Genomic DNA, 15839 nt, shown 5'->3' with positions numbered 1-15839 from the left:
CCAAACCGGTGCGAAGGGCTCGCGCCGACCGGTCCACAGTAGCCAAGGCGATCCGCCGCACGTGCGGATTCGTCACGTTCTCCCGTCGCCCGGTCCGCTGCTCCCCCGGTTCCAGCCCGATCCCCCGGTCGGGCGACTACCGTGATGGCGGTTCCCGGCCGGGGTTCCGGCGCGGCCCCGCCGAGGGAGGCGACCACGGCATGGAGGTGCGGTTCGGCCTGCTGGGCGAGGTGACCGCGCACATCGGCGGGCACCCGATCGACCTCGGGCCCGCGCGGCAGCGGTGCGTGCTGGCAGCCTTGGCGGTCGACGTCGGGCGGGTCGTGCCGGTGGGCCGGCTGGTCGAGCGGGTCTGGGGCGCGGCGACCCCGCGACGCGGATCGGCCGCCCTGCACAGCTACGTGTCGCGGCTGCGGCGCGCGCTGGCGGGCTCGGACGCGGTGGACGTCGTGCGCCGCTCGGGCGGCTACGCCCTGGAGGCCGACGAACGGTCCGTGGACCTGCACCGGTTCCGCGCGCTGCGCGGGCGGTCGGACGTGGCGGCGCTGAGCGAGGCGCTGGGCCTGTGGCGCGGCGAGCCGCTGGAGGGCCTGACCGGCGAGTGGGCGGAGTCCGCGCGGGCCGCGCTGGAACGGGAGCGGCGGGCCGTCGAGCACGATCTCGTCGACGCCGTGCTGCGCGCGGGCGGCGGCGCGGACCTGGTGGCGGACCTCGCCGAGCGGTCCGCACGGCACCCGCTGGACGAACGCGTGGCGGGCCAGTACCTGCAAGCGCTGCACCGCGCCGGACGCGTGGCGGACGCGCTGGAGCACTACGACCGGCTCCGCGACCGGCTCGCCGACGAGCTGGGCACCGATCCCGGCGCGCACCTGCGCGGCCTGCGCGACCGGATCGCGGCCACGGCCCCCACTGCCGACGCCGACCGCGCCGCTGCGGACCGCGCGCCGGCCGGTGCCGCGGTGCCCCGGCAACTGCCCGCCGCACCGCGCCAGTTCACCGGGCGGGAGCAGGAACTCGCGGCGCTCACCTCCGCGCTGGACCGCGCGGCCGGGCGGCCGGTGGTGATCTCCGCGATCGCCGGCGCGGGCGGGATCGGCAAGACCTGGTTGGCGCTGCACTGGGCGCACCGGCACGTCGACCGGTTCCCCGACGGGCAGCTCTTCGTGGACCTGCGCGGGTTCAGCCCGGACAGCACGCCGATGGAGCCGGCCGTCGCGGTGCGCGGCTTCCTCGCCGCGCTCGGGGTGGAACCCGCGCGGCTGCCGGTCGAACCGCACGCCCAGGCCGCCCTGTTCCGCAGCCTGGTCGCGGACCGGCGGATGCTGGTCGTCGCGGACAACGCCGCCGACGCCGCCCAGGTCACGCCGCTGCTGCCGGGCGGCGACTCGTGCACGGTCCTGGTCACCAGCCGCCGCCGGCTGCCCAACCTGATCGCCGGCCACGGCGCGCACCACGTGCCGCTGGACGCGCTGTCCGACGCCGAGGCCCGGGACCTGCTGACCGCCCGGCTGGGTGCCGGGCGGGTCGCCGCCGAGCCGGCGGCGGTGGCGGAGCTGGTCCGGCTGTGCGGCGGTTTCCCGCTGGCGCTGGGCATCGCGGCGTCCCGCGCGCACGCCCTGCCGGACCGGCCGGTGGCCGCGCTCGCGGACGAGCTGCGCGACCTGGGCTTGGGCGCGCTGGACGAGGGCGACCCGGCCGCCAGCCTGCCCGCCGTGCTGTCCTGGTCCCACCGGGCGCTGCCCGCCGACCAGGCCGCCGCGTTCGCGCTGCTGGGCACCGCGCCGGGGCCGGACATCGGCCTGCCCGCGACCGCCGCGCTCACCGGCCTGCCGCCGAAGGAGGCCGGCGCGGTGCTGCGCGGGCTGGAGCAGGCGTCGCTGCTCACCCGGGACACCGAGGGCCGCTACCGGATGCACGACCTGATCCGCGCCTACGCCGTCGACACCGCGCACCGCGAGCTGGACGAGCCGTCCCGGGAGGCCGGGCTGCGGCGGGTGCTGGGCTTCTACACCCGCACCGCCCACGCCTCGGCCGTGCTGCTGCACCCGGACCGCCCGGCGATCAGCCCGGAGCCACCGCCGGCGGGCGTGCTCCCGCACCCCGTGCCGGACGTCCCGGCGGCGGTGGCGTGGTTCGACGCCGAGCACCGGGACCTGCTGGCCGCCCAGCGCACCGCCGAGGCGCTCGGGTGGCACCGGGCGGCGTGGGAGCTGGCGTGGGCGCTGAGCACGTTCCAGCAGCGCCGGGGCTACCGCGACGACCAGCTCGCCACGTGGCGGATCGGCCTGGCCGCCGCCGCGCACCTGCCCGACCCGGCCGACCACGTGCTGGCCCACCGGCTGGTCGGGCTCGCCTGCTCGAACCTGCAACGCCACGAGGAGGCGATCGCGCACCTGCGCCACGCGCTGGCGCTGGCCGAGCGGCACGGCGACGCCATGCAGCAGGCGGAGAACCACCGGGTGCTGGCCGGGGTGTGGGACCTGGCCGGCGACGACCGCAGCGCCCTGGAGCACTCCGCGCAGGCCCTGCGCCTGTTCCGCGCGCTGGGCGAGCCGGTCGGCGAGGCCGACGCCCTCAACGACGTGGGCTGGTACGCCGCCCGGCTGGGCGAGTACGACACCGCCCGCGCGCACTGCCGGGACGCGCTCGCGCTCTACCACCGCCACGACGACACGGCGGGCGAGGCCGCCGCCTCGGACAGCCTCGGCTACATCGCCCACCACACCGGCGACCACGCCGGAGCCGTGCGGCACTACGAACGCGCGCTCGCCCTGTACCGCGAGCACGGCAACACCTACAGCGCCGCCGACACCCTCGACGACCTCGGCCACCCGCACGCCGCGCTGGGCCGGCCCGACCTGGCGCGCGCGGCGTGGCGTGAAGCGCTTGCGCTGTACCGGGACCAGGGCCGCGCGGCCGACGCCGAACGGGTCGGCCGGCAGTTGGGCGATCAGCCGCCCACGGCGGCGTCCACCAACCCGTAGAGGTCGGCGGCGGACGGGCCGTGGCCGGTGGTCGCGGAGGCCACCACCCTCCGGGTGCCGTCCAGCGAGGTGAACGCCGCCGTGGCGAAGCCGGGCAGCCCGCCGCGATGGCCCCACAGCACGACGCCGCACGGGGTGGTGCGGCGCACCAGGCCCAGCCCGTGGCCGGCGGAGTGCGGGAGTGCGGTGGTCATCTCCGCGAGCAGGTCGCGGGGCAGCAGCCGGCCCTGCGCGAGCGCCACCAGGAACCGGTCCAGGTCGGCGGTGGTGGAGATCAGCTCGCCGGCCGCGCCCGCCCAGCTCGGCCGCAGCTCGGTGACGTCGACCGGGGAGCCGTGGACCGGCAGGTAGCCCTGCGCGTGCCGGCCGGGGATGCGCACCGAGTCGCCCGGTGCGGAGCTGCACCGCATCCCCAGCGGCCGGAAGACCCGGTGGGCGACCTCGGCCCGCCACGGGCGGCTGGTGACCCGCTCGACCACCAGGCCCAGCACGGTGTAGTTCGTCGCGGAGTGGCACCACCCGGTGCCGGGCGCGAAGTCCAGCGGTTCGGCCGTGGACAGCGCGACCAGCTCCCGCTCGTCGTAGTGCCGGTACCGGTGCCCGGCGAAGTCGGCACCGCCGAGCCGCACCGAGCGCAGGTGGTCGTGCAGCCCGCTGGTGTGCTGGAGCAGCATCCGCACGGTGATCTCCCCGTCCGCCGGCACCAGGCCGGGCAGGTGCCGGCGCAGCGGCGCGTCGAGGTGCAGCCTGCCCTCGGCGACGAGCTGGAGCACGACGGTCGCCACGATGCTCTGGGTGGCCCGGCCGATCCGGAACCTCCCTTCGGTGCACACCTCCCGCTGCGTGGCGAGGTCGGAGACGCCTGCCGACGCGGTGCGCACCAGGCCGTGCCGGACCGAGCGGACCTGCACACCGACCGCTCCCCCGGCGACGACCCGCTGCGCCGCCGTGCGCAAGTGGTCGTCCGGCGCGGCACCGACCCCGAACTCCACACCGGCGAACACGCGCTTCCCCTGCGCGGCAACGCCTCCCCGCACTCGACGGTCGGGCCGCGCCGTTGCGTCCAGGACCGCCGTGCCTCCCGGGAGCGCCGCGCCGGACGGTCCCCGCCTCATCCGCCGCCCCCCGACCGGTCGCGCTCCGACCGGCGCGTCACCGGGAACGCCGCTTGAGGTAGAAGGCGACCAGCAGCGCGATGCACAGCACGCTGACGCCGCCGGCCGCGAGGCGCCACGTGTCGTGCAGGCCGAAGAAGTAGCCGAGGGAGTTGACGGCGGCGCTCGACGCGAGGGCCAGCCACAGCACCACCTGGACGACGATGCCGTTGGTGCGGGCCTGGTCCACCTGGTTGTGATTGCTCATGACCCAAAACCTACGAACGCGGGCCGCGCGCAGCGATCCCCTGCACAGCCGGATCGGGGTAGTCCTGGCACTACCCGCCGGACTGGCGGGAACTCCACTCAGGCGGGCGGCAGCCGGTCCAGCACGAGCCGGGCGAGCGCTTCGGCGGCCGGGCACCGGTCGTCGCCGGAGCGCGACACCAGGGTGACCACGAGGGCCGGCCGGTCGTCGACGGCACCTGTGGCGGTGTGCACGAGCACCTTCAGCTGACAGGTGCCGGGGCCGGCCGACCGCTTGGCCGGGCGGTCGGCGACCCGGGCGTCGTCGCCCACCCAGGCGACCAGGCGTGGTGCCTGGAGCAGCAGCCCGGAGTTCGGGCGGTCGCCCGCCTCGAACGGCCAGGCGCAGGTGTCCGGCGCCTTGGCGACGCCCTCCTGCGCGTCCACGCCCGTCGCCGCCGCGACCTCGGCTGCGGTGAGCAGCGCGCACAGGTCGTCCGGGAGGTTCTTGGGGTCGTCGACCCGGTGGGCGCGCATCGCCGCGACGTCCGGCGGGAAGGTGGACGACGGGCCGCCCGTCGCACTGGTGGCGGCGGAGGTGTCGGCAGTGTCGGTGTCGGCGGCGGGCGCGGTGGTGCAGGCGGCGCAGAGGGCCACGGCGACCAGCGCCGCTGCCCGAGCCGGCCGAGCGGCGAGGTGGATCACAGGCGGGATCGTACGTGCCGGGCCCCGGCTCCCCGCGCAAGGTCCGGACGGGTGCACCTGCCGGCGGGGCGCGGCGCTTGTGCAGGTTCTGTTGGCCGCGCGTTCAGTTCCCGGCCGGAGGTGTGCAGCAAGCTGCACGAGGAGCGCGAGCTCCGGTGTCTGCTGGCCCTGCGAGTAGGAGCGACGTTGCGCACACCAGGTAGGCGACTCACGATTGCGGTGCTGTCCGTCGTGGCGGTCGGGTTGGGCTCCCCGGTCCCGGCCGGGGCCGCCGCGTCCGACGTCCGGATCAACGAGGTCGAGTCGAGCGGCGGCAGCCCCGGCGACTGGGTGGAGCTGGTGAACACCGGCACGGCGGCGGTGGACGTGTCGGGCTGGGTGGTGAAGGACGACGACGATTCGCACGCGTTCACCGTCCCGGCCGGCACGGCGGTGGCGGCGGGCGGGCACCTGGCGCTGGACGTCGACCCGGCGTTCGGGCTGGGCAGCTCCGACTCGGCCCGGTTGTTCCGACCCGGTGCCGGCACCCCGGTGGACTCGTACAGCTGGAACGGACACGCCACGACGACCTACGGCCGGTGCGCCGACGGCGTCGGCGCGTTCACCACGACCACCGCACCCACCAAGGGTTCCGCCAACGCCTGCCCCGGCGGCACGAACCCGGGCACCGCGTGGCCCGGCGGCTCGACCGTCGCGAACGCCGACGCCTCGAACGCCTTCGGCACCAACATGAGCGGTCTGGCGTTCGAAGGACCCGGCGTGCTGTGGGCGGTGAAGAACGGTCCCGGCACCCTGTACCGCCTGGTGCCCAACGGAACGACGTGGCGTTCGGACACCGCGAACGGTTGGGGCTCCGGCAAGACCCTCCGGTTCTCCAACGGCAGCGGCGATCCCGACGCGGAAGGGGTCGTTGCCACGCCGGACGGCCTGTTCGTGGCGACCGAACGCGACAACAACGGCAGCAGCAGCGCCCCGAAGGTCCTGCGCTACACCACTTCCGGCTCCGGGACCACGCTGACCGCCGCCGCCGAGTGGAACCTGACCGCCGACCTGCCGCCCGTGGCCGCGAACAGCGGCCTGGAGGGCATCACCTGGGTCCCGGACTCCTTCCTGACCGCACGCGGTTTCCGCGACCAGCGCACCGGTTCCGCGTACTCGCCGGGCTCGTACCCCGGTCACGGCACGGGCCTGTACTTCGTCGGACTCGAAGCCAACGGCACGATCTACGCGTACGCGCTCGACCAGGCGGGCGGCGGCTACACCCGGGTCGCCACCGTCCAGAGCGGCTTCCCCGCCGTGATGGAACTGGAGTTCGAGCCGGAGAGCGGCCACCTGTGGGCGGTCTGCGACGACACCTGCCAGGGTCGCGCCAAGACCCTGGACGTGAACGCCCAGGGCGTTCTCGCGGTCACCCACACCTACGACCGCCCGGCCGGGATGCCCGACTACAACAACGAGGGCTTCGCCATCGCGCCCAAGTCCGCGTGCGCGTCCGGCCGCAAGCCGGTGCTGTGGGCCGACGACGGCAACAGCGGACGTCACGCCCTGCGCGCCGGCGCTTTGCCCTGCACCACCCGATAACGTCCCGGAGGCCGGGCCGTGCGTCGCGCGAAATACCCTTCGGTGCCCGACGGAAAGCACCTCACGCACCGCGCACGGCCCGCTCCGGAATGCAGTCGAGTTATTCCTGTGAGATAGAACACCATGCTCGTTCGTCGAACGTAGAACCTCCATTTCTGCCGGTTCGCAAGAATTCCAGGTGAATTCGCAACCAGCGCCTGGTCTGCACTTCTTCCACGCCACTCGGACTGCTACCTGATCGTTTCGAGTGCTCCTGCTGTTCCTTTCCGGACACGGGCACCTTTTTGGCGATCATGAAAAAGGCTGCTTAGCATCGGAGTCACCAGAAGTCGGGGGGACTTTCCGGTCCGCCGGCGACACCCCCGCTTCCGGTGTCGAGAACAAGGGGGAAGAAGTGACGAACACGTTGTGGAAGCAGGTGACCAGAGTGGCTGCGGCGGGGGCCGTGGCGCTCGTGGTCGCAGGGGGCGCGGCCACCGCCGCGAGCGCCGCGCCGGGCGATCCGGCCACGGCCGGCGCGGGGGTGTCGACCTCCCGCGAGGAAGCCCGGCAGATCACCGAGTACTGGACCGAGGACCGGCTGCGCGCCGCGACCGAGATCCCCGTGCCGACCCGGGCCGACAGCACGACCGCCCGGGAGGCCGCGCCGGTCGACCGGTTGGCGGGCATCTCGGCGGCGGGCAGCACGCCGCAGGGGGCGACCGCCTCCGGCGGGCCCGACGTCGGGGTGACCGCCGTCGAACAGGCCCAGCGGTGGAACCGGCAGGGCCAGTCGCCCGCCGTGACGCTGGGCAAGCTCTACTCGACCGGTGGCAGCTGCACCGCGTCGATCATCACCGCCGGCAACCGGAACACGGTGTGGACGGCCGGGCACTGCATCCACCGGGGTGGCGGCGGTGCCGGCAACTACTACCGCAACTTCCTGTTCGTGCCGGACGCCGACAACGGCCGCGAGCCGCACGGCCGCTGGGCGTTCAAGTACGCCAACACCACGTCCGGCTGGGCCAACAACGCCGATCTCGACTTCGACGTCGCCGCGATCGCGTTCTGGCCGCAGGCCCAGCGCGGCAACCTGGCCGACCGGTTCGGCGCGCAGGGCTACCGGTTCGGCTTCGGCCGGGACTTCCCGAACGTCCACACCTTCGGCTTCCCGTCGGACGGGTACCGCAGGGCGGACTTCGACGGCCGGAACCTCTGGTACTGCCAGGGTGCCGCCCGGACGGCGGGCCCGTCCGACGACCGCATGGTGATCGGCTGCGACATGGGTCGCGGCTCGGGTGGTGGCCCGTTCATCGACGACCTCCAGCCGACCAGGGGTTGGGGCTTCATCGTGGGCAACAACAGCCACCGCGATGTCGACGTCAACGGCAACTACCTCAACAACAACCTGTACTCCGCGTACCACGGAGACGCCGCGATCAACGTCTACAACGACGTTTCCCGCCGCTGACAGGGGATGAGGGGACGCCGGTGGGGGCTCGCGCCCCCACCGGCGTCCCCTTTCCGGCGTCCCTTTCCGGCCCGGCTCAGCCCAGGGCGTCCCGCACGGCCTTCACCGCGCGCTCGACGGCGCGCTCGTCGGTGCGCCAGTTGACGACGGAGATCCGCATGGCGCGCACCCCGTTCCACGTCGTGCCGCTGAACCACGCCTCACCGCCGCGCTGCACCCGCCCGACCACCTCGTCGGTGCGGGCGTCGTGGTCGCCGTCCTCCGACAGGAACCGCACCAGGCCCTGGTTGATCACCGGCCGGGCGAGCACCTCGACGCCCGGCAGCGCGCCGAGCCCGTCCACCAGGCTGCGGGTGTGCTCGACGCAGCCGTCGACCAGCGCCGCGATCCCGTTGCGCCCCAACGACCTGATGGCCGCGTAGACGGGCACCGCGCGGGCGCGGCGGGACCACTCGGGCGTCCAGTCGAGCTGGTCGCGGGCCGGCGACCCGGCGGTCTCGTCGGCGTGCACCAGGTAGCTCGCGCGCGTCGACACCGACGCCCGGTGCGCCTCCGGGTGGCGGACGAACACGAACCCCGAGTCGAACGGCACGTTGAGCCACTTGTGCCCGTCCGTCGTCCACGAGTCCGCGCGCTCGACGCCCGCCACGAGGTGCCGGTGCCGCGCGCTGGCCGCCGCCCACAGCCCGAACGCGCCGTCGACGTGCACCCACGCACCCCGCGCCGCCGCCAGGTCGCACGCCTCGCCGAACGGGTCGAACCGCCCGGTGTTGATCTCACCGGCCTGGAGGCACACCACGGTCGGGTCGTCGGTCAGCTCCCGGGCCAGCGCGGCCGGGTCGATCCGCCCGTCCTCGTCGGCACCGACCGCGCGCAGGTGGTCGGTGCCCAGGCCGAGCAGCCGCACGGCCCGCTCCACCGAGTTGTGCTGCCGCCCCGACGTCAGCACCCGCACGGCCGGCGCACCGGCCAGGCCGCGCCGCTCGACGTCCCACCCCCGGTCGGCCAGCAGCTTGTGGCGGGCCGCCGCCAACGCCGTCACGTGCGCGAGTTGCGCGCCCGTGGTGAACCCGAACGACGCCTCGCGGGGCAGCCCCAACAGGTCCTTCAGCCAGGCGCCGGCCACCTCCTCGACCACCGCCACGGCCGGGCCGGCCGCGTGCAGCACCGCGTTCTGGTCCCACGCGGAGGTGAGCCAGTCGGCCGCGAGCGCGGCGGGCACCGCGCCGCCGACCACCCACCCGAAGAACCGCCCGCCGGTGCTGCCCAACAAGCCGCCCGCCGTGTCCCGAACCAGGTCGTCGACCACCTGGACGGCGTCCACGCCCTCGTCCGGCAGGGCGCGGCCCAGCACCGCGCGCAGGTCGTCCAGGTCGGCGGTGGTGGCAACGGGCCGGGTGTCCAGGCCGGCGAGGAAGTCGGCGGCGTGCGCGGCGGTGTGCCGGAGCAGGTGGTGCGGATCGGTGGTCATCCCCGCAGTCTCGACGGCGGGACGGCTGTGCGCCAACGAAATCCGGCCTCACCGCCCCAGGGCGCGGTACTGGCGCACGGCGAGCGGCAGGAAGACCGCCGTGAGCACCGCCGGCCACAGCAGCGCGAGCGCCACCGCGTGGTCGGCGGCCCAGCCGTCGGCGTGCCAGCCGGGGTTGCCGAACAGCTCGCGGATCGCCGTCGCCGTGGCGGACAACGGGTTCCACGTGCTGACCGCGCCGAGCCAGCCCGGCATGGTGGCCGGCGAGACGAAGGCCGCCGACAGGAAGCCGACCGGCCAGACGAGCACCTGCACGGCCACCGCCGACTCCGGGGTCCTCAGCAGCAGCCCGAGGTAGGTGCCGACCCAGGTGAACGCGAACCGCAGCCACAGCAGCAGCCCCACCGCCGCCAGCGCCGGCAGCAGGCCCCGGTTGGCCGTCCACCCGACCAGCAGCCCGGTCACCACCATCACGGCGATGCCGACCACGGCGTTGAGCAGGTCGGCGACGCACCGCCCGGCGAGGACGGCGGTGGCCGTGACCGGCATGGCGCGGACGCGTTCGGTGACGCCCTTGGCCGCGTCGGTGGTGACCGCGACGACCAGCGCCTCCAAGCCGAACAGCATCGTCATCGCCACCATGCCGGGGACGAGGAAGTCGAGGTAGCGCCCGTCCGGCACGGCCATCGCGCCACCGAACAGGTAGCCGAACATGAGCAGCATCAGGACGGGGAACAGCAGCCCGAGCGCAATCGACACCGGCCGCTGCCGCCAGTGCCGCAGCACGCGCCCGGCGAGCGTCGCGGTGTCCCGGACCGTCACGGCGATCGTCACGACGCCCTCCCGGCGGCTCGCTGCCCGGCGCCCTGCTCGCGGGTGGCCGGGTTCCCCGTCAGGTGCAGGAAGACCTCGTCCAGGGTGGGTTTGCGGGTGATCGTCTCGACGCGGTCCGGCCCGACCTTCGCCTTCAGCTCGTCGGGCGTGCCCTCGGCGACGACCCGGCCGGCGTCGATCAGCGCGATCCGGTCGGCCAACTGGTCGGCCTCCTCCAGGTACTGGGTGGTGAGCAGGACGGTCGTGCCGGAGCCCACCAGCGACCGGATCGACCCCCACACGTCGGCGCGCGCCCGGGGGTCCAGGCCGGTGGTGGGCTCGTCCAGGAACAGCACGGGCGGCGACAGGACGAGGCTGGTCGCCAGGTCGAGCCGGCGGCGCATCCCGCCGGAGTACCCGGCGACCGGGCGGTGGGCGGCGGCCGTCAGGTCGAAGCGCTCCAGCAGCTCGTCCGCGCGCCGCCGGGCGTCCGCCGTGGACAGGTGGTAGAGCCGGCCGAACAGGACGAGGTTCTGCCGGCCGGTGAGGACGTCGTCGACGGAGGCGTGCTGCCCGACCAGGCCGATCCGGTAGCGCACCGCGCGCGGGTCGGCGACCACGTCGCACCCCGCGACCCGTACCTGGCCGGAATCGGGGCGCAGCAACGTGGAGAGGATGCGCACGGCGGTGGTCTTGCCCGCGCCGTTGGGCCCGAGCAGCCCGCACACCGAGCCCGCGCCGACGGTCAGGTCGAACCCGGTGAGCGCGGGCACGCCCCGGTAGTTCTTCCCCACCCCGACCGCTTCGATGACCGGCTCGCCGGCGCCGGGCGGCCTGCTTACTTCGTATGGCATACGGAGAACGGTAGCACACCATCTGCGTACGGCGTACGGATTGGCTCCGTACACTGGGCCGCATGACGGAGATCAGCGGCAGCGCAGACCCGGCCCGCACGATCGCCACGCTGTGGGGGCGGCGAGAACTGCCCCGACGCGGCCCCAAGCACACGCTGACCACCGCCCAGGTGGTCGCCGCCGCCGTGGAGATCGCCGACCGCGACCAGGACCTGACCCCGTTGTCCATGCGCCGCGTGGCGGAGTCGCTGGGCGTGGGCACGATGTCGCTCTACACCTACGTCGCGTCCCGCGAGGAGCTGGTCGAGGTCATGCTCGACAAGGTGCACGGCGAGGCCGTCGAGCAGCTGGGAACGCACCGGGGGACGTGGGAGGAGGGCCTGCGCCGGGTGGCCCAGGTGAACTGGGACCTGCACATGCGCCACCCGTGGGTCCTCCAGATCTTCACCGGCCGCCCGCCGCTGGGGCCGCACACGATCGAGAAGTACGAGCGGGAACTGGGCGTCATCGAGGGCATCGGCTTGACGGACGTGGAGATGGACGCGGTGCTCACCCTGGTCCTGACCCACGTCGAAGGCGTCGCCCGCCGGCGGGTGGAGGCAGACCGGGCGGTGCGCCGCACGGGAATCACCGACGAGCAGTGGTGGCGCCAGGTGGAACCCCTGGTGTCGGAGGTCCTGGACCCGTCGAGGTTCCCCCTGGCGTCCCGGGTGGGCCAGGCGGCGGGCCAGGCCCACCAGTCCTCGCACAACCCGGAACACGCGTACGCTTTCGGCCTGGATCGCCTGATCCAGGGCGTGGACGCGCTACTGTGCGGCCGGGACGACCGGCCCTGATCGGCGCTCGATCGACCCTTGACCAGCACTTGGTCGGCTCATCATCGGCGCTCGGTCGGCTCGTGATCGGCTGACGTCACACGTGCGGGTGATCATGCGCGGTGAAAGTACGGAAACGGTGTTACCGGCACTCGGTTGAAGAAAATCCGAATCCCCGCAACCCGCCGCACCCAACCCACCGCACTCCGCATCCAACCCGCAACTCGCAATCCGCAATCCGCCGCACGCCGCACGCCCTAAGCATGATCCGGACAAGCGCACCAATGACGAACACCCGACCGACCTCGCCGACTGAGCCGGCCTCGCCAGTCACCCAGCCGCCCGGTCACCCAGCCGCCCGGTCGCTCCGTCGCTCTGTCGCCGCAGAAGTGTGCGGTGAAGTCCACCCGTTTGGTCGCGGGCCGATTGAGTGCACGGGCCGGCTGGGTGCAAGCGCCAGCGAATGCGCGGACGGGCTGGGCGCACGCGCCAGCCGGGCGCGTGGCAGACCGGGTACGCAGACCGGGTGCGCGGGCCGGCCGAGTACGCGGACAGGCCAGGTACGCGGACAGGCCGGGTACGCCGGCCGGGTACGCGGGCAAGCCGGGGCACCGACCGCATCGGCGCGCGGCGGCGGATTCCGTCGCGCGACCGGATTCGGCGCATTGGTCTGCACGGCAACCGGATCGCTTCGGCAGCCGGACCACTGCGGCAGCCGGACCACTGCGGCCGCAACGCCACTTCGGCAGCCGGACCACTGCGGCAGCCGGACCGTTGCGGCAAGCGGGCCAATGCGAATGCCTGACTGCTGCGAATGCCTGACTGCTGCGGATGCCTGGCTGACTGCTGCGGCAACCGAGCCGCCGCAAACGCCTGACTGCTGCGGCAAGCGAGCCGTTGCGGCTGGCGCGCGTTACTGCGTGTCGCCCCGGGACTCGCGTGCCTTGCGGCGCTGTTCTTCGGCGCGTTCGCGGCAGCGGCGCAGGAACTCGGCGTCCGACTCGGAATCCCCGGCGGCGAAGCGGCCTGGGCGGTCGTACTCCGGGTAGGCCGGGGCCGGGCGTTCGTACGCGCCGAGCCTGCCCCCTCCCGCTCGCACCGGGCGGCCCGCCAGCAACCAGGCGATCGAGCCGACCAGTGGGAAGAACAGCACGATCAGCAGCCAGCCGACCTTCGGCAGGTTGCGGGCGTCGCCGTCCTGTGTCGTGATCACGTCCACCAGGCAGAACAGCCACAGCCCGAACGTGAGCACGCCGAAGAGACCACCGAAATAGAACATCTCCCCTACCCCCAAAGTCGTCACGGCACGATAGCGCAGCGGCCCGCCGGCCGGGTGCACATCAGTCGATCGGTCGACCCCCGTGCTCCGGCGGTGGAGGTGGGGGTTCGGTCGATGCGCCGATTCGCCCACCGCGCCTCGGCCGCGAGGCTCGTCCCATGTCGTCCACACCCACCCTCGCCGGCCCGGTTGCCGGGCGGGAACGTGCGCTGGCACCGGATCTCGCCCGTGGTCTGATGCTCGCGCTGATCGCCTTGGCCAACGCCGTCCCCTACCTGCACGGCCGCCCGTACGGCGTGCGGCAGCACATCGTCGAGGACGGGGTGCTCGACCGCGTCGTCAGCGTGGTGGAGGTGGCGCTGGTCGACGCCCGCGCCTACCCGATGTTCGCCGCCCTGTTCGGGTACGGCGTCGTGCAGGTGCTGCAACGGCAACGGGCCGCCGGCGTCCCTGAGCAGGACGCCAAGCGGCTGCTGCGCCGGCGCAGCCGCTGGCTGATCGCGTTCGGTTCCGTGCACGCGGTGCTGCTGTTCCCCGGTGACATCCTCGGCCTGTACGGGGTGTTGGGCTTCGTGCTGGTCGCGCTGTCCCGGGCCTCCGACCGCACGCTGCTCGTCGCCGCCGCCGCGTGGCTGGTCGTCGTCGCGCTGGTGCAGGGAGCGGTGTTCATGTCGCCGTCGACCGGCGGACGCACGTTCTTCTGGTCGTTCGAGAACCCCGATCCCCTCCAGGCGATGGGGTTGCGCGCGATCGAGTGGGTGGTGACGCCGCTCGGCGTGCTCGGGGTGGGCAGCGCGGCCCTGGTCGGCACGTGGGCGGCCCGGCGCGGTGTGCTCGCCGATCCCGTCACGCACCGCCGGCTGCTCCGGAGCACGGCGGTCTTCGGGCTGGTCGTCGCCGTGGTGGGCGGGCTGCCGGTGGCGCTCGCGGTCGGGCGGTTCTGGGAACCCACGTCGTTGCCGGTGCAGTGGGCCGTGTCGGCGCTGCACTCGGTGACCGGAATCGCGGGCGGCCTCGGGTACGCGGCGCTGATCGGGCTGGTGGCGATCCGGGTCGGTGACCGGCGCGGGCCGGTGGTGCTCGCGCTCGCGGCGGTCGGCGAGCGGTCGTTGAGCTGCTACCTGTTCCAGTCGGTGGTGTTCGTGGCGCTGCTGATGCCGTACACGCTGGGGCTCGGCGCAACGCTCGGGACGGCCGAGGTCGCGCTCGTCGCCCTCGGCACGTGGGTGGCCTCGGTGCTCATCGCCGACCTGCTGCGGCGCGGTGGACGGCGCGGACCCGCCGAGGTGCTGCTGCGCCGCCTGACCTACCGGCGAACGGGGAAGATGGCGCGGTGACCACGGATGAACTGCTGGGGCTGCGGCGGGAGCGGCGCTGGAACCTGGCCTGGGCGCTCGCGCCGTACGGGCTGCTGCTGGTGGTCTGCGCGGTCGCGGTGGTGGTCGACCCGGCCGGGTGGGGGCACCGCCTGGGCACGGTGGGCGTCGCGCTCGTGCTCGCCGTGTGGCACTGGTGGTTCGTGGTGGCGCACCCGGCGTGGTGCGGGCACGACCGGTGGACGATGGCGCTCTACTTCGTCGGCCTGCTCGCCCTCACCTCGGTTCTGGTGCTGCGCAACGACGTGTTCCAACTGTTCGTGCCCGCCTGCTACGTGCTCGCGTTCGTCACGCTGCCCGGCTGGACGGCGTACCCCGGCGTGCTCGCGGCGAACCTGCCGTGGCTGGTCCTGCCGGGCACCGACCTGCCCAAGACGCTGCTGAACCTCGCCGTGGTCACGCCGCTGGCCGCGCTCATCGGCGGCATGATCCGGGCGATGGAGCGCGAGGCGATCCGCCGCCGCGAGACCAACAGCGAACTGGTCGCCATGGCCTCGGAGAACGCCCGCCTGCACGCGCTGCTGGTCGCGCAGGCCCGGGAGACCGGGATCGCGGAGGAGCGCGCCCGGATGGCCCGCGAGATCCACGACACCGTGGCCCAGGGGCTGACCGGGATCGTGACGCAGCTCGAAGCGGTCGGGGAGCTGCCCGACGGGCCGGCGCGCGGCCGGCTGGACACCGCGCGGGGCCTGGCGCGCACCAGCCTGGTCGAGGTGCGCCGGTCGATCGACGCGCTGCGCCCCGGTCCGTTGCAGGACGCGCGGCTCGGTGACGCCGTGCGGCAGGCCGTGACGACGTGGCGGGAGCAGTACGACGTGCCGGTGACGTTCACCGTGACCGGGACGCCGCTGCCGGTGCACTCGGAGGTCGAGGTGACGGTGCTGCGCGCGGCGCAGGAGGCGCTGTCGAACGCGGGCAGGCACGCCGGGGCGCGGCGGGTCGATGTCACACTGTCCTACATGGAGGACGTCATCGTGCTGGACGTGCGCGACGACGGCGTGGGTTTCGGCCCGTCCGCGCCCGGCGGGTTCGGGCTCACGGCGCTGCGGGAGCGGGTGCGGGCGCTGGCCGGCTCGGTCGACGTCGAGTCCGCGCCCGGTGCGGGCACGGCGGTCAGCGTCAGCGTGCCGGTGATCGAGGTCGAGCGGTGAGCGGCGGTGGAGGGGCGCTG

13 protein-coding genes are annotated in these 15839 nt (G+C 74.1%); 6 read left to right on the top strand and 7 right to left on the bottom strand.

Translation table 11 applies throughout. The annotated features are described in order from the left end of the window. Window positions 1–200: 200 nt before the first annotated feature. Entirely contained in the window at window positions 201–2984 is a 2784-nt protein-coding gene (locus tag AB0I60_RS06255) for a BTAD domain-containing putative transcriptional regulator (protein ID WP_360726160.1), read from the top strand. Here the strand turns inward: AB0I60_RS06255 and AB0I60_RS06250 are convergent. The 3 genes from AB0I60_RS06250 to AB0I60_RS06240 all read right to left on the bottom strand — a co-directional run bounded on the left by AB0I60_RS06250 (window position 2951) and on the right by AB0I60_RS06240 (window position 5029). Further along, window positions 2951–3988 (bottom strand): serine hydrolase domain-containing protein, encoded by a 1038-nt coding sequence (locus AB0I60_RS06250; RefSeq protein ID WP_360726158.1) that lies wholly within the window; start codon window positions 3986–3988, stop codon window positions 2951–2953. The two genes, AB0I60_RS06255 and AB0I60_RS06250, sit on opposite strands and share 34 nt — an antisense overlap. A gap of 148 nt (window positions 3989–4136) precedes the next feature. Beyond that, complete coding sequence (locus AB0I60_RS06245; RefSeq protein ID WP_360726156.1) at window positions 4137–4346, bottom strand: hypothetical protein; 210 nt, start codon at window positions 4344–4346, stop codon at window positions 4137–4139. A gap of 98 nt (window positions 4347–4444) precedes the next feature. Continuing rightward, window positions 4445–5029 carry a hypothetical protein gene (locus tag AB0I60_RS06240; protein ID WP_360726154.1) on the bottom strand — a complete coding sequence of 195 codons (585 nt, stop codon included), beginning with the start codon at window positions 5027–5029 and terminating at the stop codon, window positions 4445–4447. A 219-nt stretch (window positions 5030–5248) separates the two neighbouring features. Here AB0I60_RS06240 and AB0I60_RS06235 point away from each other — a divergent pair, with 219 nt between their 5' ends. Both AB0I60_RS06235 and AB0I60_RS06230 read left to right on the top strand, forming a co-directional pair. Beyond that, complete coding sequence (locus AB0I60_RS06235) at window positions 5249–6610, top strand: lamin tail domain-containing protein (protein WP_360726152.1); 1362 nt, start codon at window positions 5249–5251, stop codon at window positions 6608–6610. Between the two features lie 394 nt (window positions 6611–7004). Then, a complete protein-coding gene (locus AB0I60_RS06230) occupies window positions 7005–8060 on the top strand; it encodes a hypothetical protein (protein WP_360726150.1) in 1056 nt (351 codons plus the stop codon). A gap of 76 nt (window positions 8061–8136) precedes the next feature. Here the strand turns inward: AB0I60_RS06230 and AB0I60_RS06225 are convergent, their stop codons facing one another. Genes AB0I60_RS06225 through AB0I60_RS06215 form a run of 3 tightly spaced genes read right to left on the bottom strand, consistent with a single transcriptional unit; the run spans window position 8137 to window position 11198 of the window. Next, window positions 8137–9531: an aminotransferase class V-fold PLP-dependent enzyme gene (locus AB0I60_RS06225; RefSeq protein ID WP_360726148.1), complete on the bottom strand. Its 1395-nt coding sequence runs from the start codon at window positions 9529–9531 to the stop codon at window positions 8137–8139. Between the two features lie 48 nt (window positions 9532–9579). Continuing rightward, window positions 9580–10365 carry an ABC transporter permease gene (locus tag AB0I60_RS06220; RefSeq protein ID WP_360726147.1) on the bottom strand — a complete coding sequence of 262 codons (786 nt, stop codon included), beginning with the start codon at window positions 10363–10365 and terminating at the stop codon, window positions 9580–9582. After that, the gene (locus tag AB0I60_RS06215; RefSeq protein ID WP_360726145.1) at window positions 10362–11198 is read right to left on the bottom strand and encodes an ATP-binding cassette domain-containing protein; all 837 of its coding nucleotides are present in this window, start codon (window positions 11196–11198) and stop codon (window positions 10362–10364) included. Before AB0I60_RS06215 ends, AB0I60_RS06220 begins: the two co-directional genes overlap by 4 nt. A gap of 62 nt (window positions 11199–11260) precedes the next feature. Here AB0I60_RS06215 and AB0I60_RS06210 point away from each other — a divergent pair, with 62 nt between their 5' ends. Next, the gene (locus AB0I60_RS06210) at window positions 11261–12034 is read left to right on the top strand and encodes a TetR/AcrR family transcriptional regulator (RefSeq protein WP_360726143.1); all 774 of its coding nucleotides are present in this window, start codon (window positions 11261–11263) and stop codon (window positions 12032–12034) included. 892 nt (window positions 12035–12926) lie between these two features. On the opposite strand, the gene AB0I60_RS06205 is transcribed toward AB0I60_RS06210, so the two are convergent. After that, the gene (locus AB0I60_RS06205; protein ID WP_360726142.1) at window positions 12927–13292 is read right to left on the bottom strand and encodes a PLD nuclease N-terminal domain-containing protein; all 366 of its coding nucleotides are present in this window, start codon (window positions 13290–13292) and stop codon (window positions 12927–12929) included. Window positions 13293–13450: 158 nt separating this feature from the next. On the opposite strand from AB0I60_RS06205, the gene AB0I60_RS06200 reads away from it, so the two are divergent. Both AB0I60_RS06200 and AB0I60_RS06195 read left to right on the top strand, forming a co-directional pair. Next, window positions 13451–14629, top strand: coding sequence for a DUF418 domain-containing protein (locus AB0I60_RS06200; protein WP_360726140.1), 1179 nt, complete (start codon window positions 13451–13453; stop codon window positions 14627–14629). Beyond that, window positions 14626–15819: a sensor histidine kinase gene (locus tag AB0I60_RS06195; protein ID WP_360726139.1), complete on the top strand. Its 1194-nt coding sequence runs from the start codon at window positions 14626–14628 to the stop codon at window positions 15817–15819. Before AB0I60_RS06200 ends, AB0I60_RS06195 begins: the two co-directional genes overlap by 4 nt. The last annotated feature ends 20 nt before the right edge of the window (window positions 15820–15839 follow it).

It is taken from the genome of Actinosynnema sp. NPDC050436 (genome assembly GCF_040655415.1).
Lineage (GTDB): Bacteria > Actinomycetota > Actinomycetes > Mycobacteriales > Pseudonocardiaceae > Actinosynnema.
This window is presented reverse-complemented; position numbering and strand designations above follow the sequence as displayed.